This is a genomic window from Aliinostoc sp. HNIBRCY26 (assembly GCF_050235535.1).
In the GTDB taxonomy this organism is placed as follows: Bacteria; Cyanobacteriota; Cyanobacteriia; order Cyanobacteriales; family Nostocaceae; genus Trichormus.
In genome coordinates, this window is sequence record NZ_CP189852.1 from 4,093,795 (window position 1) to 4,114,231 (window position 20,437).

20 protein-coding genes are annotated in these 20,437 nt (G+C 41.5%); 10 read left to right on the plus strand and 10 right to left on the minus strand.

The genetic code is table 11. The features are described from left to right. From ACQFX9_RS17400 to ACQFX9_RS17415, 4 genes are all read left to right on the plus strand, one after another. Positions 1-501, plus strand: coding sequence for a chemotaxis protein CheW (locus ACQFX9_RS17400; RefSeq protein WP_427157247.1), 501 nt, complete (start codon positions 1-3; stop codon positions 499-501). A 59-nt stretch (positions 502-560) separates the two neighbouring features. Continuing rightward, complete coding sequence (locus tag ACQFX9_RS17405; RefSeq protein ID WP_427157249.1) at positions 561-2,807, plus strand: methyl-accepting chemotaxis protein; 2,247 nt, start codon at positions 561-563, stop codon at positions 2,805-2,807. A gap of 114 nt (positions 2,808-2,921) precedes the next feature. Beyond that, positions 2,922-5,852: a hybrid sensor histidine kinase/response regulator gene (locus ACQFX9_RS17410; RefSeq protein WP_427157251.1), complete on the plus strand. Its 2,931-nt coding sequence runs from the start codon at positions 2,922-2,924 to the stop codon at positions 5,850-5,852. A 359-nt stretch (positions 5,853-6,211) separates the two neighbouring features. Next, complete coding sequence (locus tag ACQFX9_RS17415; protein WP_427157253.1) at positions 6,212-6,481, plus strand: DUF7219 family protein; 270 nt, start codon at positions 6,212-6,214, stop codon at positions 6,479-6,481. Positions 6,482-6,657: 176 nt separating this feature from the next. On the opposite strand, the gene ACQFX9_RS17420 is transcribed toward ACQFX9_RS17415, so the two are convergent. After that, positions 6,658-7,005, minus strand: coding sequence for a hypothetical protein (locus ACQFX9_RS17420; protein ID WP_427157255.1), 348 nt, complete (start codon positions 7,003-7,005; stop codon positions 6,658-6,660). A gap of 307 nt (positions 7,006-7,312) precedes the next feature. Here ACQFX9_RS17420 and ACQFX9_RS17425 point away from each other — a divergent pair, with 307 nt between their 5' ends. Further along, the gene (locus tag ACQFX9_RS17425; protein WP_427157257.1) at positions 7,313-8,446 is read left to right on the plus strand and encodes a redoxin domain-containing protein; all 1,134 of its coding nucleotides are present in this window, start codon (positions 7,313-7,315) and stop codon (positions 8,444-8,446) included. Positions 8,447-8,521: 75 nt separating this feature from the next. Here the strand turns inward: ACQFX9_RS17425 and ACQFX9_RS17430 are convergent, their stop codons facing one another. After that, complete coding sequence (locus ACQFX9_RS17430; protein ID WP_427157259.1) at positions 8,522-9,499, minus strand: metal ABC transporter substrate-binding protein; 978 nt, start codon at positions 9,497-9,499, stop codon at positions 8,522-8,524. 97 nt (positions 9,500-9,596) lie between these two features. Here ACQFX9_RS17430 and ACQFX9_RS17435 point away from each other — a divergent pair, with 97 nt between their 5' ends. Then, the gene (locus ACQFX9_RS17435; RefSeq protein ID WP_427157261.1) at positions 9,597-10,391 is read left to right on the plus strand and encodes a metal ABC transporter ATP-binding protein; all 795 of its coding nucleotides are present in this window, start codon (positions 9,597-9,599) and stop codon (positions 10,389-10,391) included. A gap of 234 nt (positions 10,392-10,625) precedes the next feature. Here the strand turns inward: ACQFX9_RS17435 and ACQFX9_RS17440 are convergent, their stop codons facing one another. Beyond that, on the minus strand, positions 10,626-11,672 hold the full coding sequence (locus ACQFX9_RS17440; protein WP_427157263.1) for a Rieske 2Fe-2S domain-containing protein: 1,047 nt from the start codon (positions 11,670-11,672) through the stop codon (positions 10,626-10,628). A gap of 363 nt (positions 11,673-12,035) precedes the next feature. Between ACQFX9_RS17440 and ACQFX9_RS17445 the strand changes: the two genes are divergently transcribed. Together ACQFX9_RS17445 and ACQFX9_RS17450 are read left to right on the plus strand one after the other, a co-directional pair. Continuing rightward, a complete protein-coding gene (locus ACQFX9_RS17445) occupies positions 12,036-12,512 on the plus strand; it encodes a YbjN domain-containing protein (protein WP_427157265.1) in 477 nt (158 codons plus the stop codon). Positions 12,513-12,529: 17 nt separating this feature from the next. Beyond that, on the plus strand, positions 12,530-13,252 hold the full coding sequence (locus ACQFX9_RS17450; RefSeq protein WP_427157267.1) for a lipoate--protein ligase family protein: 723 nt from the start codon (positions 12,530-12,532) through the stop codon (positions 13,250-13,252). Positions 13,253-13,333: 81 nt separating this feature from the next. Here ACQFX9_RS17450 and ACQFX9_RS17455 read toward each other — a convergent pair whose 3' ends face one another. Beyond that, a complete protein-coding gene (locus ACQFX9_RS17455; protein WP_427157268.1) occupies positions 13,334-13,933 on the minus strand; it encodes an HD domain-containing protein in 600 nt (199 codons plus the stop codon). Positions 13,934-14,194: 261 nt separating this feature from the next. Beyond that, positions 14,195-15,388 (minus strand): site-2 protease family protein, encoded by a 1,194-nt coding sequence (locus ACQFX9_RS17460; RefSeq protein ID WP_427157271.1) that lies wholly within the window; start codon positions 15,386-15,388, stop codon positions 14,195-14,197. Between the two features lie 91 nt (positions 15,389-15,479). Here ACQFX9_RS17460 and ACQFX9_RS17465 point away from each other — a divergent pair, with 91 nt between their 5' ends. Further along, on the plus strand, positions 15,480-15,629 hold the full coding sequence (locus ACQFX9_RS17465) for a hypothetical protein (RefSeq protein WP_427157272.1): 150 nt from the start codon (positions 15,480-15,482) through the stop codon (positions 15,627-15,629). Between the two features lie 120 nt (positions 15,630-15,749). On the opposite strand, the gene psaK (ACQFX9_RS17470) is transcribed toward ACQFX9_RS17465, so the two are convergent. Continuing rightward, positions 15,750-16,028: a photosystem I reaction center subunit PsaK gene (gene psaK / locus ACQFX9_RS17470; protein ID WP_427157274.1), complete on the minus strand. Its 279-nt coding sequence runs from the start codon at positions 16,026-16,028 to the stop codon at positions 15,750-15,752. A gap of 252 nt (positions 16,029-16,280) precedes the next feature. After that, the gene (psaK, locus tag ACQFX9_RS17475; protein ID WP_236141219.1) at positions 16,281-16,535 is read right to left on the minus strand and encodes a photosystem I reaction center subunit PsaK; all 255 of its coding nucleotides are present in this window, start codon (positions 16,533-16,535) and stop codon (positions 16,281-16,283) included. Between the two features lie 112 nt (positions 16,536-16,647). On the opposite strand from psaK (ACQFX9_RS17475), the gene ACQFX9_RS17480 reads away from it, so the two are divergent. Beyond that, positions 16,648-17,280, plus strand: a complete 633-nt coding sequence (locus tag ACQFX9_RS17480) for a phosphoribosylanthranilate isomerase (RefSeq protein WP_427157276.1) — start codon at positions 16,648-16,650, stop codon at positions 17,278-17,280. Between the two features lie 175 nt (positions 17,281-17,455). Here ACQFX9_RS17480 and folE read toward each other — a convergent pair whose 3' ends face one another. The 3 genes from folE to ACQFX9_RS17495 form a co-directional block, all read right to left on the minus strand. After that, entirely contained in the window at positions 17,456-18,163 is a 708-nt protein-coding gene (gene folE, locus ACQFX9_RS17485; RefSeq protein ID WP_236141221.1) for a GTP cyclohydrolase I FolE, read from the minus strand. Between the two features lie 101 nt (positions 18,164-18,264). Beyond that, positions 18,265-18,990: an SDR family oxidoreductase gene (locus ACQFX9_RS17490; protein WP_427157277.1), complete on the minus strand. Its 726-nt coding sequence runs from the start codon at positions 18,988-18,990 to the stop codon at positions 18,265-18,267. 358 nt (positions 18,991-19,348) lie between these two features. Further along, positions 19,349-20,329, minus strand: coding sequence for an acetyl-CoA carboxylase carboxyltransferase subunit alpha (locus ACQFX9_RS17495; RefSeq protein WP_427157278.1), 981 nt, complete (start codon positions 20,327-20,329; stop codon positions 19,349-19,351). Between the last annotated feature and the right edge of the window lie 108 nt (positions 20,330-20,437).

Below are 20,437 nucleotides of genomic sequence, written 5' to 3' on the forward strand. Positions count from 1 at the left end.
ATGAATAATAACCATAAATCTATTTTGACCATAAATAATCATCAAAATAAAGTCGGAGATACTTATCTCAAGTTTCAGCTAAATCAACAATCTGCTGCTATTTTATCCATGAGTTTCACACAAGAGGCAGTGGTTTTACCTGTGGATGCGATTACTCCTATGCCTAATATGCCTGCCTGTATTTTAGGTTTAATGAATTGGCGTAGCCGCATTATATGGACGATTGATTTACCAAGAATGCTGAATTTAGAATCTTTAGATAATAGATGGCGGCAATACAATATTATTGTGATTAAAGTTGAATCACTGATTTTAGGGTTAGTGGTGCAGGAAATCAAAGGTATAGCTAAATTTATGCCTGATGAAATTCGTTCTCCTATAGGACAAGTGGCATCTAGTTTAGTACCATATTTGCAAGGTTGTATTGCCCAACCGGAAGAAGTGTTTTTAGTGTTAGATGCAAAAGCGATTATAAAATCATCAGTTCTATATAGTAATTAGTGACTGCAATTAGAGGAATTGTTTTGTGTTCTCTGTACTTAATTTAGGAAAATTGCGTTATGTTTCATAAAACTAACATGGCTGAGAGTGGAGATTCAGAAAATGAACAATCATTTATTGTGAATCCCCAAAATACAACTAGTATAGTTAAACTACCTAGTGTGTCTCAGAATCAAAAAAATAGTCGGAATGTTGTCAATAATTTAGTGAATTATGTGCAGCATTTGAGTTTAAAAACCAAAGTTGTAATTTTAGCGATCGCCATCGGCACCATACCTATAGTTACTATCGGTGCGATCGCCTATAATTTGTTAAATAAATCTATCACGCAGCAAGTCACCAAGACGCAACAAGACGAAGCTGCATCTGTAGCCAACACAGTTAATCGATATATTCTCGAACGTTATCAAGATATTCAAACTCTAGCTAATTTACCTTTCTTAACGAATGTTCAGGTAAGAAACATTACCACAGATGCCCAAAAGCAAGCACTCCTCAATCAAATCCTTCAGATTAATCCTAACTATGACAGCATCGCTGTATTTGATACAGAAGGCAGAGCCATTGTTCAGTCTACAGGTGAACCATTAGATACAGAAAAATATCAGACTTATTTTCAAACAACTATCCAAAAAAATACGCCTGTTATTAGTCAACCGGACACAAAAAATATTTACCTAGCTGCACCGGTAAAAGATGCAGTCACCGATGAAACTATCGCTGTGGTGAGAGCGCGATTACCTATCAAATCTCTTGAAACGGCGATGAAAAATTATGTTGCTGATGGTTACACCTACAGTTTACTAGACTCATCAGGCAAAGTTTTTCTGAGTACAGACCAAAAATTATTAGGTAAACCAGCAAAAACCGCCAAGCCTGAATTAACAACACTTTTAACTCGTCAAAAAACTGATAGTCTCATTAGCAACGGTAAACTTTATAGTTTTGTGCCATCACCATTACTAGAAGGTTTACCTAACCTGAATTGGCAAGTTTTATTAACTACAGATGCCGCAGTTTTGTGGCAACCCCAAAGACAATTACTGTGGATTATAGTAATTGGTGCAGTAATTACCGATGCTTTAGTAGGTGCGATCGCAGCTTGGTTAGCCAAGCGTAGTTTAGAACATCTTAATACAGCCAACGCCGCTTTAAATAAGCTCAGTGGCGGGGAATTTGACACCCGTGTAGAAGTCAAAGCCACAGATGAATTAGGAGTTTTAGCGGCTAATATCAACCAAGTCGGAGAACATTTACAGATTTTAGCCAAACAAAGAACTATTATCACCCACGACTTGAGCAGTGAAGGACAAGCAGCATTACAAATGCAACTGCTAGAACTCCTCAGTAACGTCGAAGGCGCAGCTAGAGGTGATTTAACAGTCCGCGCCGACGTAACAACCGGAGAAATCGGTACTGTCGCCGACTTTTTCAACTCCATTGTCGAAAGTCTCCGCGATATTGTTACCCAAGTCAAGCAAGCTGCAAATCAGTTAAATACAGCCATTGGTTCTAATGAAGGTGCAATTCGCCAACTCGCAGAAGCATCTCTCATCCAAGCGGCGGAAATCAACCGCACCCTGGATGCAGTAGATAACATGACTCATTCCATGCAGGCTGTAGCCAATAGCGCGCAGCAAGCCGCCGTTGTCGCCACCCATGCAGCCAACACCGCCATGAAAAGCGGACAAGCAATGGATTTAACCGTACAGAACATTCTATCTTTGCGGGAAACCGTCGATGAAACCTCCAGAAAAGTCAGACGTTTAGGGGAAGCCTCACAACAAATTTCCCGCGTAGTCTCCATCATTAACCAAATTGCCACCCAAACCAACCTCCTAGCCATTAACGCCAGCATTGAAGCCGCCCGCGCCGGCGAAGAAGGACAAGGTTTTGCCGTAGTTGCTGAAGAAATCGGCGAATTAGCCGCCAGAAGTGCATCAGCTACCCAAGAAATTGAATATATAGTAGAAAACATCCAAAGAGAAACCAGCGAAGTAGTACAATCCATCGAAATTGGTACTACCCAAGTAGTGGCAGGTACGCAAATTGTTGAAGAAGCCAAGCAAAGCCTCAGTCAGATTTTAGAAGTATCACAGCAAATCGACTCACTAATTCAGTCAATTTCCTCCGCCACAGTTTCCCAAGTAGAAACCTCACAAACCGTCAACAAACTCATGCAAGACATCGCCAAGTTGTCAAAACGCACCAGCGACTCCTCCCACCTAGTCGCCCAATCCCTGCAACAAACCGTAACAATCTCCCATCAGTTACAGGAAACTGTGGGGACGTTTAAGGTGAGTTAGGGGACTGGGGACTGGGGACTGGGGACTGGTAGACAAGGTAGATTTTATTCTAATGACTGTTGACTGTTGACTAATGACTATTGACTAATGACTAATGACTATTAACTAACTACTATGTCCAAAAATAAAGAATTAGAAATCCAGATGCAATTTCTGGAAGAAGCCACAGATTATATTAATACCCTGGAAGGGGTGTTATTAGAAATTGATACTAGTCACCGCATTGATGCTGAAAAAATTAATGGGGCTTTGAGGGCTGCTCACTCGATTAAAGGGGGGGCAGGTATGATGGGTTTTAAGGTTTTGAGTGATTTAGCCCATCGTTTGGAAGATTCTTTTAAGGTTTTAAAAACTAGTAAGAAATCTTTGGTAATTGATACGCAATTGCAAAATTCTCTGCTTTCTGCTGTGGATTGGTTGCGGCAAATTGTGACTTTACTGGGGGAAGGAAACGCCATTGAAGAACAATGGTTAGCAACTTTTTGTTATCCGGTTTTTGATGAATTACATAGTCGTCTTGGTGATCCCACTCCAGAAGATGCGGCGACTATTTTATCTACAGATGAAGGACAAGATATTGTTCCCTTGTTGTTTGAAACAGAAGTCAATGAATGTTTAGAGCGTTTAGAATCTTTGTTAGCAGCACCAGACGAGCTAGATTTACAAACAGAAGTTGCTACTCTGGCGGCGGAATTGGGCGGTTTAGGGGAAATGTTGCAACTGACGGCTTTCACTCAACTATGTGAATCGATTAGATTGCATATAGAAAATGCGGTAGGCGATCGCATTCCCCAAGTTGCCCATTTAGCATTAAAATCATGGCGGCGATCGCAAGCTCTAGTATTAACCAATCAACGGGATAATTTACCGACTACACTGGCTCTCGATGATTTAGCAACCCTCTCTCAACCACCGGAAATTCAACCTGTCATTTCTCCTGAGCCTGCGGAATTACCTGATTTTGATGCCCCAGCTACAGAGTTAGTCACAGCCGATTTAGTCTATCAAAATGACAATATTAATCATGAATTAGCCGCCGTTGATTTTGCTAGCATTAATACTTTATTCGCCGAAGAAACAGCACCAGAACATTCTATTATTGAGGCGAAAAATGAGCCTGCAATTGTAAATAAAGATAGGGAATATCAACAAGAAAACTCTGTGAGAATTCCCACCAAACAATTAGAGCAAATTAATGATTTATTTGGCGAATTAATTGTGCAGCGCAATGGCGTTAATTCACAATTAGAAAGACTACGCAAATTAGTGCGGAATTTAAATCAGCGTGTGCGGACACTAGAGCGAGAAAACCAAGAATTGCGGACAGCCTATCAGCAAATGTCTGCAAGGAATTTTATCTCGGTGAGTCAGTCCTCAAGCCAAAATGGAGAACATCCCCATTCTGAGTTACACTTGCGATCGCAATCCGTGATGGAAACCATTGTCCAAGTCCAAGAAGTTTCCACCGACATACAACTGAGTGTAGACGACACTGACCAAATTGCCCGCAAACTCAATAAAACATCCAAACAACTCCAAACTAAACTCAACCATATCCGAATGCGTCCCATTTCGGATTTAGTCGAGCGTTTCCCCAGAGCTATCCGCGATTTAAATGTCGAATACGGCAAAAATGTCCAGTTACAAGTCAAAGGTGGCGATACTCTCATCGAACGCAGCATTTTAGAAGCATTAAATGATCCACTCATGCACCTGTTGCGAAATGCCTTCGATCATGGTATAGAAGAACCAGCCACCCGTCGCTCCCTCGGTAAACCAGAACAAGGCTTAATTGAAATCATCGCCACTCACCAAAATAATCGTACCCTCATTACTATGCGTGATGATGGTCGAGGTATTCCCATAGACAAAATTCGCTCCCGTGCAATGGCTATGGGAATAGATGAAGCCTTACTCACTCAAGCCACCGACGAGGAACTATTATCACTCATCTTTGAACCAGGGTTTAGTACCTCCGAGCAAGTCACCGCCTTATCTGGCCGTGGCGTGGGGATGGATGTCGTGCGTAATAACCTGAAACTCGTGCGTGGCGACATTAAAGTTGATACTAAACCAGGTGTAGGAACGACCTTTACCTTATCCGTACCGTTTACTTTATCTATGGCGCGAGTCTTGTTAGTCGAAAGCAACAAGATGCTGTTAGCCTTCCCCACGGATGTCGTCGCAGAACTATTTTTACTGCAACCGGAACACATTATCTCTACTTCTGGTAGTGAAGTGATTCACTGGCAAAGTGCTACACTGCCATTAATTCGTCTCGGTAATTATTTACAGTTTAACTGCCCACGCTACGATAGCCCAGAACTAGAAACTCCCCCCGCCATCAATGCTACTAGTGTATTGATTATCCCTGGAAACCAACCAGTCGCCATTCAAGTAGACCGATGCTGGGGTGAGCAAGAAGTAGCTATTCGCCAAGTCGAAGGTAATATTTCCCTACCCCCAGGGTTTAGTAACTGCACAATTTTAGGAGATGGACGGGTAGTATCTTTAGTCAATACCAATGAATTGTTATATTGGATTGCTAATCATCAATCTACCTCCAGAAGCCATCCATTACCATCAACAAGATTAAAAACACCGTTCCTATTTTTCCATAGCAGTCAACCACCAGTTTCTACCATAGAGTCGAAAGGGACAATTTTAATCATTGATGACTCCATGAATGTCAGGCGTTTCCTAGCTCTTACCCTAGAAAAAGGCGGGTATCAAGTAGAACAAGCCAAAGACGGTCAAGACGCTTGGGAAAAGTTAAGTAATGGCTTACAGGTAGAAGGTGTAATTTGTGATATCGAAATGCCGCGCCTTGATGGTTACGGCTTCCTAGATAAAGTTAATTCCAATAGTACAACGAAGAATATACCCGTAATTATGCTGACATCTAGAAGTAGCAACAAGCATAAGCAAATGGCTATGCAACTAGGAGCGCGTGCTTATTTTTCCAAACCTTATAACGAGCAAGAATTACTCCGCACCTTAGAAGAAATTATTAGTAACGTCCCAACAACCGCCAAGTCTAATTAAAATTAATTTACCCAAACCAATATCAAAATAATTAGCATCTTTCTTGGTGGAAATTTGTGCAGAGGAAAAATTGATGAATTTCATAAGAAAAAATGGTCGATTTTTTGTCCCTTTTAATGGCAGTATACCTAAATCACTATTTAGTTGCAAAATGTATATATCTTGCTAAATCTTAAATAATTTTGTTAGTCTATTTTTTATGTCAACTTAGTTGATGATCATTTTAGAGACATTTCCAGTCTCAAATTTTGGTCTGTAAACTCATCAAATATCTTACGCCTTGTTATATCAACATCTACAGATGAACAAAAATCATTCATCTGTTTAATCCCTTTTAAATTCAACAGGTATAAATAAAAATGGCAGAGCAATCCGATTTTAACGCTAACCTCTCAAGTTTCTTATATCCCCGCAGTCGTTATTACGGTCAATTCAAACCAGAGTATTTAGTTTTTAATGCCAATCTCCAAGAATTTGCTCAAAGGGTAAGTTACATCAGCAATTTACAGACTAATGGTAAGTTATCTCCCCAAGAAGCTTACCAGGAAATTAAAGTTCTTTGGAAACAGTTAAAATCTGCAAAAAAACAACTAGGGATTACTTCAATAGATGATGTATCTAGTTTATAGTCAAGAAATTTGATTCAGCATAACAATAAAAACTGTATAGCCTTCGCGGATATTCATCCACCATTTGCAAAACTTTGTTGGGTTATTCTCCGAGAAGGCTTGAGCCTAAACTACACCAAACTTAAAGCCTCACCTCTACATTTTTATTTCGTCCTCAATCAAAACATTTCCACAAATCACCACCAAATCCGATTACCATTTTCGTCTAATCTAGCTTGGCGAATCACATCAGAAATTTCTTCTGCATCTTTAACGTGATGGAGTGCTTTTTTTTCACCATCAGGATATTCAACTACAAAATAAGTCGGGACTGTAATTTGATCCCCTGTGATATCTGGGACATCCACAGCCACTTGCTTGGCTTTCTCTTCAATTGATTGTGGTTCTTCAGAAATTCTATCTCCTGGATTAGCTGTGAGGTTTCTTTCCTTGACATTTGGTTCTTCACGGGAATGCCAATCTTTACTCACAGGTTGTCTAATTTCTGATGACTGATTATTTTGATTTTCCGATTCTTTAGTCATGGCGATGATAAAAATTATTGTTTTATATTTACAATTACAATTTAAAAAATAACGTGGTTAATTGTGTCTTTCTCTGGAAAGAGTTATTGATCACATTTAGGGAATAGGGCATGGGGAATGGGGAATGGTGTAATTTTGTGCGAATCGTTGCAATACACCGTAATGATTCTGTCTCCCAATTTTGAAAGTTATTTGGTATCTAAAGCCTTATGCTCAAAGTATAATTATTTAGCTTGATTAGTATTATTCTAAGTATTAGCAAACCTTATCAGTAAGCTAGTAAACACGTAGTAATTAAATTTACTTTATGCTGTCTCTTACGGTTGGCGATCCAGTTCCTTGGTTTACTCTCCCCTCCACCTCAAACCCAACCTTTCATTTCAATTCAATTGGAGGATATCGGGTTATTTTGTTTTTTTTCGGCAGTACAAAAAATAATCATATTCGTGACATTCTCCATCAATTCTGTACTCGACAAAACCAATTAGCTTCCTCTCAAGTCCCATTCTTTGGTGTCAGTATAGACTCAGATGATAGCTATCTAGCAGATTTAATTGAAAACAAGACTTATTTCAAGTTATTGTGGGATTTTAATCGGCAAGTCAGCATCCAATATGGTGTTTGTCAGCAAGATAATTCAGATAGTGGTGAATTGCAGTATCAGCCTAAAATCTTTATTTTAAATGAAAATTTACGAGTTCTACAGGTCATTAATGTCTTAGCTGTTGCTAATCCTGTAGAGCAAGTTTTTCAGTTCATTGAAAGCTTACCTACTATACCACCAGCCAGCCTAGCAACAAAAGTTGCACCTGTGCTTTTTATACCCAATGTACTAGAGCCAGAATTCTGCCAACATTTGATTGATTTATACTTAGCAAATGGTGGTCAAGATTCTGGCTTTATGCGCCAAATTGATGGAAAGACAGTCGAAGTTTATGACTACACTTTTAAAAAACGCCGAGACTATTTAATTTCAAATCCTCAATTACTAGAGCAGATTAATCAACGCGTCATTCGCAGAGTTAAGCCGGAAATTGAGAAGGCTTTTCAGTTTAGTATTACTCGCTTTGAACGCTACCTAGTAGCCTGCTATGAAGCAAATGGCCAGGGCTTCTTTAATCGCCACCGTGATAATACAACCAAGGGTACAGCCCACAGAAGATTTGCTATGTCACTGAATCTCAATACTGGCTTTTATGAAGGTGGCCATTTAAGGTTTCCAGAGTATGGCTCTCAGCTTTATTGTCCGAATACAGGAGAAGCATTAATTTTTTCTTGTTCTTTACTTCATGAAGCCACTCCAATCATCAGTGGTCAGCGATTCGTTCTTTTATCGTTTTTTTACAATGATGAAGATGCTAGGTTACGAGAGAAAAATCGTCATTATCTACAGTCAGATAGTGACGATGAAAGTCACAAGTCAAACGTCAATAGTCAATAGTCAATAGTCAATAACCCACTATTTGGACATATACTTTTAACTTCATTTCTATTATTTTTTGATACCTATGCGTATTTATTTCTTTGCTTGAAAAGGTGTGTATTTACCGCCTAAAGCCTCTACGATGGTGCGGGTGTTTGCCTCCATCATTTTGATGTAAGAGTCGCCGTTACTTCCCTTTGCACCGATGGAATCAGAGTAGAGTTGATGGGGTGCAAGTTTAACTTTAGCTTCTTGAGCAACGGTAGTAATTAAGGCTGGGTTAATTGTAGTTTCCGCAAAAATGGCTGGGACACCAATTTTTTTGATGGATTCTACTAATCGTTGTACTGTTTGCGCGCTTGGTTGTTCTTCTGTACTAATACCAATTAATGTACCGGCGATCGCAATGTTGTAAGCTCGTCCATAATATTGAAAAGCATCGTGGGTTGTCACAAGTCGGCGGTTCTGGGGAGGAATCGTTTGGATTTGTTGATTAATCCAGCTATGCAGTTGGTTTAACTCTTGTGTCAAATGCGCTGCATTGGCGGTAAATTTTTCTTTATCTTCTGGCGATAATTCAATTAAAGCATCCCGAATCGCATTTACCATTGCCACTGCATTTTCCGCACTCCCCCAAACGTGAGGATCAGGGACAATCTCACCTTTACCTTTGTCTAACTGTAATGGCTGCACAACTTCTCCCACTGCTAACTTACGCGCCTTTCCTCCAGCCGCATTCATTAACTTAATTAATCCTGGTTCTAAGTTGTAGCCGTTGTATAAAATCAAATCAGCCTCTTCTAAAAATCGGCTATCGGCTGGAACTGGTTCATAGACATGAGGATCAGCACCAGGTTGCAGAATTCCCTTCAACTGAATTTCTTCCCCTCCAACCTCCTCCGCTAAATCAGCAATTACCGTGCTAGTTGCTACAACTCGCGGCTTATTACCACTCACAGATGCACTGCGGTTAGACTCGGCTTGTGTACATCCATGTATCAAAAGTCCTATAACTACCCCCAACACAGCCTTGCCAAAATCTCTGGCTTTTGAGTGAGTTTTTGCTGCCATAAACTTGTTATCTTTATTTTCATATTTTTCTCATTTTTTAAGTTACAGTATTTTCATAATCTTTTCATTTTTTAGTTGCAGTCTTGGAAATGACATTATGAGAACCGCTAATTCTTCCCTAGAAGGAAATGACCACTCAGTTGGGTTTAATACTATGACAACAACCAACATTAACATTACCCATCTAGGGGTACATTACCGTACACAAGAAGCTTTGCGGGACATCAACTGCATTGTCAAACCAGGACGACTAACGGGGATTTTTGGCCCTAACGGTGCGGGTAAAAGTACCTTAATGAAAGCGATGTTGGGTTTAGTTCCCATCAGTAGTGGTAGGGTATTGTATCAAAGCAAAGCCCTAATGCAGCAACTAGACCAAGTCGCCTATGTTCCCCAGCGTAGTCAAATTGACTGGACATATCCCGCCACCGTTTGGGATGTGGTGATGATGGGGCGTGTAAAAAAGACTGGTTGGTTACGTAGTTTTTCTAGTGTCAGCCGTCAGGTAGCGAAAAATGCCCTAGAAAGAGTAGGGATGAAAGAATTTTGCGATCGCCCCATAGGACAATTATCAGGGGGACAACAGCAAAGAGTATTTTTAGCCCGTGCTTTAACGCAGCAAGCGGAAATCTTCTGTTTTGATGAACCATTTGTGGGGATTGATCAAAAAACCCAAGCAGTAATTTTTGATGTTTTTCATGAATTGGCAGCAGCGAATAAAATTGTCTTGGTAGTTAACCACGACTTAGGCGAATCCATTAGCCACTTTGATGATTTAGTCTTACTCAACCGTGAACTCATCGCCACAGGTTCTAGACAACAGGTACTCACAGAAGAAAATCTACGTCTAGCTTACGGTGGTAAAGTCATGTATTTTTCTGACGTAGCTTAATGGAATCAGGACAACATTTCCACCACGTTCTTTATCGGAAAAAGTTAGGTTTAATACCGTACTTCCCTCAATATACAAGGTTGGGTTTCGTTCCTCAACCCAACACCTCAAAGTCTTGTGATTGTTGGGTTTCACCTCGTTCAACCCAACCTACGCATCTGTTTCATTCTTTTCATGAATTGGTATTAGTCCATTGCGAATTGCGAATTGCGAATTGCGAATTGCGAATTGGTTTTATTTTTCCGCTTGATTTTTCATCAGTCTTTGAACACTGACTAAGGCGCGATTTAACTCATAGTTGCGTCTTTCGGGATTTTGTAAGTAGGCTTGTTGTTCTTCTTCAATCATTTTTACGTCTTGAACAACTAAACCATCGAGTAATTTTTGGGCTGCACCAAACAGACTATCTTTGACGAATCGCCGAAACCATACTGGTAGTTTATGTAATCGCCAAAAGGCGTTTAATGAGGTGAAGTGAATGAGATAAGCCTTAGTTTGAGTTTCACTGATGGGACACAATAAGCAATAGATTTTAAAGTCTTTTCCTAGAGTAGACATCCAGTGGGGATAAATGTAACTCACATTTAGGGGTTCGGGATGTAAACGTCGGAGTGCAGGGAAGAATAATTGGGAAATTGACCAGATTTTATCGATTTTGTAATAACTTTGGGCTTGGTAGTGCGCGTCTACTCGATGATCATTTTCATCTATATCTTGGAGTGTAGCTTCCGCCCAAGCTTGTAAATCCTGATGTAAGTGTCCGTGATACATATCCATCAGGTTTTCAATTAAATAGGAATAATGGGCTTGGCAATTAATGACAGAAACTGTAGCGATATAGTTTAAATGCTCCCATTCCGGTAAACCCAGAGGTTCTACTTTTGGTTCTTCCTTACCGAGATATAACCAGATAAAACCGTCTTGTTCTTTGACTAGGTAGCGGCGGATAGTACAGTTAGGTAGCTTCTGATTAGCGGCGAGATAGGGAACTGCGGCACATTCGCCTTGCTGATTGAAACGCCAACCGTGATAAGCGCACTCTAATTCATTGTTGATGACTTGTCCATGACTGAGTTTAACTTGACGATGAGGACAACGGTCTTCTAGGGCGTGAATTTGTCCTTGACTGTCTCGATAAAGTGCGATCGCCTGATGCCAAATTGTCATACCTAATGGTTTATTTGTCACTTCATTACTACGTGCAACCACATACCAATGATTCGGGTTAATTCCCAACTGACGCACATCACGAGTTTGCACAATTTCAGACAGAGAGGACATAGATTTATACATCCTTAGCGGCATGAAAATTAAAAATTGCTACACTGCTTACTGAGTACAGGTGCAGCAAGAGATATATTACAAGCAATTCTTCCAAAAATAAATGTAACCTTTCTTACTTCTAGAAAACACAGGGGGATAGGGATGTAGGGGTACAAGGGTGTAAGGGTGCAGGGGAGAAAAAATCACTCAAAACTCACAACTCAACACTCACAACTCAGCACTCACAACTCAGCACTCATTACTCAGCACTCATTACTCAGCACTCAGCACTCATCACTCAGACTCTCCCTTGAGGAACTCAACCGAATTTGACTCACAGGCTATAAAGTATGTAGTGAGTATATTGAGAGAAAAATCTGTATGACAAGCTACCAAGAAACTCTAACTAGCAAAGATTCTCTAGAAGAACTAGTAGAAACAAACAGCATTAACCATGTGGAAATTATTGAAAATGTCATTGATTCCTTGGAACAAGATGACTCTGCAATGGTGAGTCACCCCGCAGGAGGTGGTTATCTGTGGAAATTTAAATATGGGAGTGTCGAAGTATTTGTTCAACTTACCGGAACAACCGATGAAGACACCATCACAGTTTGGTCTGCGATTCTTCAGCTACCAGCTAAAGATGAACCTAAGTTAATGCGTCAACTTTTGGAAATGAACTGTTCTAGCACCTTTGAAGCGCGGTTTGGGATTGTGGATAATCGAGTAGTAGTCATTTCTACACGCACATTAGCAGAGTTGTCACCAGGGGAAGTATCGCGATTAATTACAATTGTGGCAACGATCGCAGATAACAATGACGAAGCCTTACAATCTGAATTTGGTGCAGCTTAAATAGTTCACAATTTTCAATGAGTAACAAGCAGGTTTGGCGACTGATTCCGTTTTTAGAAGCTTCTGGTAGTGTGCAGATGGCTATTGACCGATGGTTATTACAACAGCACCTATTAGGAAATTGTCCTGCAACTCTACGATTTTACACCTGGTCGCCACCCGCTATTTCCCTTGGTTATCATCAAAAAACCTATCCCCAACACTGGGAAAATCTCACTTGGAAAGGTCAAACATTAGATTTAGTGCGTCGTCCTACAGGTGGGAGGGCAGTTTTACACCAAGGGGATTTAACTTATACTGTTGTCACCTCTGGATTAGTAGGGAATCGTCTAGAGAATTATCAACAGATTTGTGAATTTTTGATTCAAGGATGGCGAGCGATCGACGTTCAATTAGATTATGGTACAGCCGGACGCGGTTACATTCATAATCCTAATTGCTTCGGGACGGCGACAGGCGCGGATTTAGTCTTAACAGATGAAACTAAATTAATTGGTAGCGCGCAATTAAGGAAAGGTGGCGCGATTTTGCAACATGGTTCAATGCGTTTGCAACCAGATGCAGAATTATTTACTCAAGTATTTGGTGGAGAGTCTTTTCAACCTGTACATTTACCCGCAAACTTGAGTGTAGATCAAATTATGACAGCCTTGATTGCTGCGGCTAGAGATGTTTTTAATATAGAGATTGCAACTCAACCCCTTTGTCTATCTGAATGGGACGAAATTTTAAGTTCGTAGTCAAGACTTTAGTCCTGTTTCTGCTGGCGTAGCATCACTTTGGTGGAATTCTCCCTAGAGAAGTGAGGACTTTAGTCCTCACTACAAACGAGATTCTTGTAAATAACCAGCCGCTACGCAATCATCAATCAATTGCAAAACAAAAGGCCAGAGTTCCGGCGCACCAGTTTCTACAGGTGCTACTCGCTTCATTACCTGATCTCGTCTAATCCCGTGAATACGCCAAGTTCCGCCTTGGGTTTGTTGATTATGTAGTATAGGTTGGATGCGGTCTAATGCTGCGGCGAATTTAGCTGTGGGAGTTTCACACAATTCAAACTCATGCCACAATTGATGAAATTCTTTTCCCTGTTCTGGTGGTAATATTCCAAACAAACGTAATGCGGCTTGCGTTTCCTTCTCAGCTTTACCCTCATTACCCTGCACATCGTAACAGAAGGTATCCCCCGCATCAATTTCTACTAAATCGTGAATCAATACCATCTTGATAGCACAGAGAATATCAACCCCTTCTGGAGCATATTCTGCCAAAGTAAATGCCATAATTGCCAAATGCCAAGAATGTTCCGCGCTGTTTTCTTGACGTGAACCATCTGTCAGCAAAGTTTGACGCAGTATTAACTTGAGGCGGTCAATTTCAATGATGAATTGGATTTGTTGAGTTAGGCGGTTGATAGACACGGGGATTTTAAATGAAAACGTTACTCTACATGGTTACAAAAAATAAGTCAATGAAAGGATGCTTTCTGAAGCTTTCAGTGATTCCATTTCAGTCTTAATAATTCATAATTATATTCAAGTAATTTATTGGTAGTTGCGATCGCCTGTGGTGGAATTCGGAAATCAAAACCACCAAATCACACTGATAAACAACAATAAAGTTGGCTAATTATCAACGTTTATCACTGTAATTTGGTGGTGAAAAATCCTCTGGCATCTAAATTAAAGGGTAGACTTTGCAATTACCCCTAACTGTAACCCAGGCGGATAATTACCATCTTGTTTGATGCGCTTAATCTCACCCTCACTAATCTGCAAACCTAACTTTTCTGCTAAAGTCTGGACAATATCTCCTCTGTCAATTACTCCCCCCACAGCACCCGCAGGTGTGAGGACAGTAACACGGGCTAATTTCTCAGTTTCTAACTGATTAATCACCTCAGCAATGGAAGTTGACTCCGTAACTGTGGGTATTTCCGTTAGAGGGTGAACAATACTATGGAGAGTTTGGGTTTCCCATTCGCTTCTTTCTACTAAGCGTAAATCCTCAATGGCGACCATTCCCCGATAACGGCCATCAGACGCTGCAAAATAAACTTCGGATGCGTTGGTTTCCAATAAATACGCATCAGCAAAGGAACGTAAAGTCTGATCAGCGTCTATGACACGGAAATCACGAGTCATGGCATCGGCGGCTGTCACTTTCAGCAAGGTTTCCTGTAATGTGGTCATACGGTCGTAGGTGTTGGCGTTACGCACAGCAAACCAACCTAATAACGCAATCCATAAACCAGTGACTAACTCTCTAGTAAAGAAATCTACCGCAAAACCCAAGGCGATCGCACCATAACCTAAAATCTGCCCAGCCCTAGCCGCCCAATGTACGGCTTGAAAGCGATTCCCAGTAATTTGCCACAGTGCAGCTTTTAATACTTGACCCCCATCTAAGGGTAATCCTGGAATTAAGTTAAATAGGGCGACAACTAAGTTAATTCTCGCCAAGTCACCCACCATCATACTGATTGGGCTAGTATCTGGGACAACATGACCACCTAATCTGAGAAGAAAAAACAACCCAATACTAACCAAAGGCCCCGCAATTGCTACCTGAAAGGCTTTTCCTGGGGTTTTCGATTCTTCTTCAATCGCCGCAATGCCCCCAAACATGAATAGGGTAATAGAATTAACTTTAATGCCTTGCGATCGCGCTGCTAAACTATGCCCTAATTCGTGCATTAACACGGAAGCAAATAACAGCAGTGCCATAATGATTCCCGCACTCCAAGCTGTTACAGTTCCTAATTCTTGATACGCTACACCAAAATTCAGCGTCGCTAAACCCAAGATGACAAACCACAAGGGGTCTAAAAATAGGGGAATACCAAATAAAGACCCAATTCTCCAATTTGTTTGCATTAGATTATCCTGAAACTAGATATTTTCAGCAGACATCCCACCGATGGTATGAGGTGTTTTAGATATAAATTTGTTATTTTGCCGAGGAGACATGACAAAATCTTGCTATATCCCCAATTCTAGAATAGACAATCAGGCTGACTTGAGCAGTGAAAAAATAGAAAAATACAAATTTTATGCCGAGTTGGTAGTGCTGCGATCGCCAAAGGCAGAGCGTAGTCCATCGCTTTTCTTGATATAATTTTTACTCAGTTCTATATTGGGTATTAATAATTTAATCAGACCAAAAGTATAAAAAAGCTGAGACAAAAAAAGGGAAATAAGAAATCTTTTTCCCATCTCCCCTAACTCATGAAAAGTTTCAAAGAATACCCAAATTTGTTAAGCCCAAAACCGCAGCTATGCCAATAATATGACCAAAACTCATAGCTGCTAAAAATGTCGCCACACTAGGATTATTAAATAAAGCAGGGAAAGGTAAAGGCATTTTGGGGCCGACATGGGGATACCAAACTGACCAACCAGCAATTAAAAGCACTAATAAACAACTACCAATAATAATCGGTGTTCCCGCCCAATTCCAGCTTGTACCAGTGTTAGGAACAGTCACTTGAACTGCTAACAGCATTAATGGAAACATAGTTCTTTCTCCTGCATGAGTACAATTTATTGAGGCTATGAGTTAATCACCCAGTTAATACTCCACTAACAGAAGTTGTAGAATCCTCTCTCAAGAGAAAGGTTTAACTATCTCTCTTCAGTTGAGTTGGTAACGCCGAAATTGACTGTACTCTTGTCTCAAATCTCATGCTTGGAGAAAGAACATAAATTAGTCTGAAAAGTTTTGGCATCAGTAATACGTCAGAATAGAACGTACAACTAATATCATCAACTATAGACGACCAATATTAGTCAATCCTAAGACGATACCAATACCGATCACATGACCAAAAGCCATAGCACCAAGAAACGCGGGGACACTCAGAGGTAGCCCAGGTAATTTGAGGCCGACTTGGGGTTTTTCAATTCTGAGAGTTAACAAAAGAGCTACTACACTGCTAGCACTGATGATAATAGCTACAGTTGGACTCCATTCAGGTGTGACTGGTACAGATGTAGCAGCTGCCAATAGATTTGGTGTAATCAAGCTTTTGTCTCCTAAATATAAAGGTCAAATTTAATGTAGACCTAGAAAATTATAGAGTTAGTTAGGACATCACCGAAATTCGGTTTTACAGTTTGCTGTATTTAAATTTTCTATGCGTGTAAAAATCTGCGGTATTACTCAACCACAACAGTCAGTAGCGATCGCTTCTTTAGGTGCAACTGCACTAGGATTTATTTGTGTACCTACTTCGCCCCGCTATGTCACTATCTCCCAAATTCAGGCGGCTGTGGCGGATTTAACCCCGAATGTTGACAAAATTGGGGTTTTCGCTAATGCCAGTCTGAGTGAAATCAGTCAGATTGTCTCTAGTTCTGGGTTAACTGGCGTACAGTTACATGGAGACGAACCCCCAGAATTTTGCGATCAGTTGCGTCATACTTTACCCAACGTGGAAATTATTAAAGCCATGAGAATCCGTAACGTTGAGCATTTAGCGCAAGCAACTATTTACACGCCATACATAGATACTTTATTACTAGATGCCTATCACCCCCAGCAATTAGGCGGCACAGGTAAAACCATAGATTGGCAGATATTGAAACAATTTCGCCCCAGTCGTCCTTGGTTGCTAGCCGGAGGACTGACACCAGATAACATTCAAGAAGCCTTGAGTCAGGTTAATCCTGATGGCATTGATTTATCTAGCGGTGTAGAAATTAAACCAGGCGATAAAGATTTAGAGAAAGTTGCTTTACTGTTTCAGAAATTGGGGACTGGGGATTAGGGACTGGGGAATGGGGACTGGGGATTGGGGACTGGGGACAGGGAATGAGAGACAAGGGAGACAAGGGAGACAAGGGAGACAAGGGAGGCAAGGGAGGTTTTACTTCAATGCCCCATGCCCGATTCCCCATGCCCGATTCCCCATGCCCCATGCCCCATGCCCCATGCCCCATGCCCTAAAAGAATGCTGCTTGATGACGAATCAAGTTGAAGAATTCTTCGCGGGTTTTTTGGTCTTCTTGGAATACACCGATCATGGCACTAGTTACAGTCCAAGAACCAGGTTTCTGCACACCCCGCATGACCATGCACATATGGCTGGCTTCCATGACTACTGCTACTCCTTGGGGTTCTAAGATGGTTTGAACCGCTTCGGCAATTTGGCGAGTCAGTCTTTCTTGCACTTGCAAACGACGGGAATACATCTCGACAATTCGGGCTAGTTTACTTAATCCCACAACTTTTTGATTGGGGATATAAGCAACGTGCGCTCTACCCATAAAGGGCAACATATGATGTTCACAGAGGCTAAAGAAGTTAATGTCCCGAACTAGTACCATTTCGTTGTGTCCCTCGTCAAAGACTGCACCATTAAGCAGTTCTTCTAAGGACTGGTTGTAGCCACTGGTTAAAAACCGCATTGCCTCGGCTACCCGCTTGGGTGTCTTTAATAAACCTTCCCGTTCTGGATCTTCACCCACACCTACTAATATGGATCTGACTGCATCCATCATTTGTTCCATGTGTTCTTCTGAAGGTGGATGCAAATCTGGCTGTCTGCCGTTGTGGGTGTTGCGGTCTGGTCGGGTGTTGATGGCTTCTGCCAAGTCGGGGATTAGAGGCGATTGTGAGCGATTAGAACCGTTGGAACTAGCAATAGTCATGATGTCAATACTTGGTTATGGTTGAATTTGAGTCATTAGTCATTAGTTATTGGTCATTTGCTATGGATGAAAAACAAATGAGCAGTAACACACAACTAAATTTAGAGTGCGCCAGCACTAGGCATGAGAATCAATTCATCGATGACTGCTTGTGGTGGTAACAAGGCAGTGTGCAGAATTGACTCAGCCACAACTTCTGGGGTGAGCATTTGGGAACGGTCGAAATCAGCATTAACGGTTTCTGTATTCCAGATTTCGGTGTTGACAGAACCAGGACAAATGGTGGTGACACGAATCCCGTGGGCGCGTTCTTCTTGTGCTAGTGTTTGCGATAGAGCCAGTAAGCCAAATTTACTGACACAATATGCACCCCAGTTAGGAAAGGTTTGTTTGGCGGCTATGGAGGCGATATTGATGATTGTCCCTGTACGTCGAACTCGCATTCCTGGCAGAATTCCTTGAATGCACTGCAAGACGCTAGTCAGATTCAGGTCAATCACTTTTTGCCAATCTGCCAGGGGGGTTTCAGTTAAGCTGGCTGTGTACCCCATCCCCGCATTGTTGACCAAAATATCTATGTCGCCAAAATCGAGGGCGATCGCTTGTATTTTTGCTTGTACTTGCGATACTTCTGCTAGGTCTAGGGCATAGGCTTTGGCTATGACTCCAGATTCTGGCTTGGCTGCGGCTACAGCCTCCAATTTATCCAGAGAACGGCTGACTAAAGCTACATCTATACCTGCTTTCATAAAAGCTAGTGCCGTCGCTTTGCCAATCCCACTACTAGCTCCAGTAATTAAAGCGCGTCTTTTCTGCTCCAAAATCATGCTGTCTCCCAATTTTTTGGCAGTTTTGCCCGCCCTGTCCATCCCATTATGAAAATCTTTTGGGGGAATTAGATTAAAACAATCTTAAAATCCGATGATTTTCATAAAAAAGTGCTACTATTGTTTGTTATTATTAGCGTCCTGATTAAGTGTTCACTCCACGGGACTAACAATAACTTCCTGATGAATCAGGCTATATGAATTCAAACTAATTAAGGGATGGTGTGCAAACCTCTCTCTGAGAGTAGGTTTGTTATACAAACAAATACCTGCGGCTGCTCGGATTGTTAAAAACCGTTAAGAGCCACAGGCAATTATAACACTGCAATTGCGTTAATGAGTGATTTTCTAGGGCTGGTTAATGAGCAACTTCCGAAAAAACACCGATTTTGCGAAATTTCTCATAACGCATCTGTCTTCTTTCTTGGGATGTTAAACGGTTTAACTCTTCTAAATTATCCAGTAGAGCTTGTTTTAGGGTGTTAGCGGCTTGTAGAGGCTCGGTATGTGCGCCCCCAATGGGTTCAGGCAGAATTTGGTCAATAATGCCCAAGTTTTTCAAGTCGTGGGAGACGATTTTTAAAGCGACGGCGGCTTGGGGAGCTTTACTAGCGTCCTTCCAGAGAATGGCCGCGCAGGCTTCTGGGGTAGCCACAGTGTAAACAGCGTGTTCAAACATTAACAGGCGATCGCCCACACCAATACCCAAAGCACCACCAGAACCACCTTCACCGATGACTGTACAGATAATGGGTACATCTAGAGAGAACATTTCCCGCAGATTATAGGCGATCGCTTCCCCTGCGCCTTGGCGTTCAGCGATCACTGTGGGTAAAGCTCCTGGTGTATCGATAAATGTCAAAATTGGCATACTAAACTTATTGGCGTGTTCCATCAGGCGCATTGCCTTGCGATAACCGCCGGGGGTAGCCATCCCGAAATTACGGGCAATATTATCCTTAGTATCGCGTCCCTTTTGATGACCCAAAATCACCACGGGTTGACCACCTAAACGAGCCACACCACCAATTAAAGCTGGATCATCACTCCCAGAGCGATCGCCATGTAATTCCATCCATTCATCACTAATCGCCTGAATATAATCTAGGGTACTAGGGCGGCGGGGGTGACGGGCAACTTGCAGACGCTGCGCTGGGGATAAGGTACTAAAAATCTCCTCTCGCAGTTGCATAGCCCGTGTTTCTAGCTTGCGAATTTCCCCAGAAACATCCACACCATTTTCCTCAGCTAGCTGACGAATTTGGTCAATTCGGTTTGCCAGTTCTGCTAAAGGCTTTTCAAAATCCAACAGTAAAGGTTTACGCTCAGTAGTAGCCATACGTTTAGGGATTGGGTATTAGGTATTGGGGACTAGGGATTGGGTATTAGGGACTGGGGATTGGGTATTAGGTATTGGGAAATTGGACAAACAGAGCATAGGTTAAAA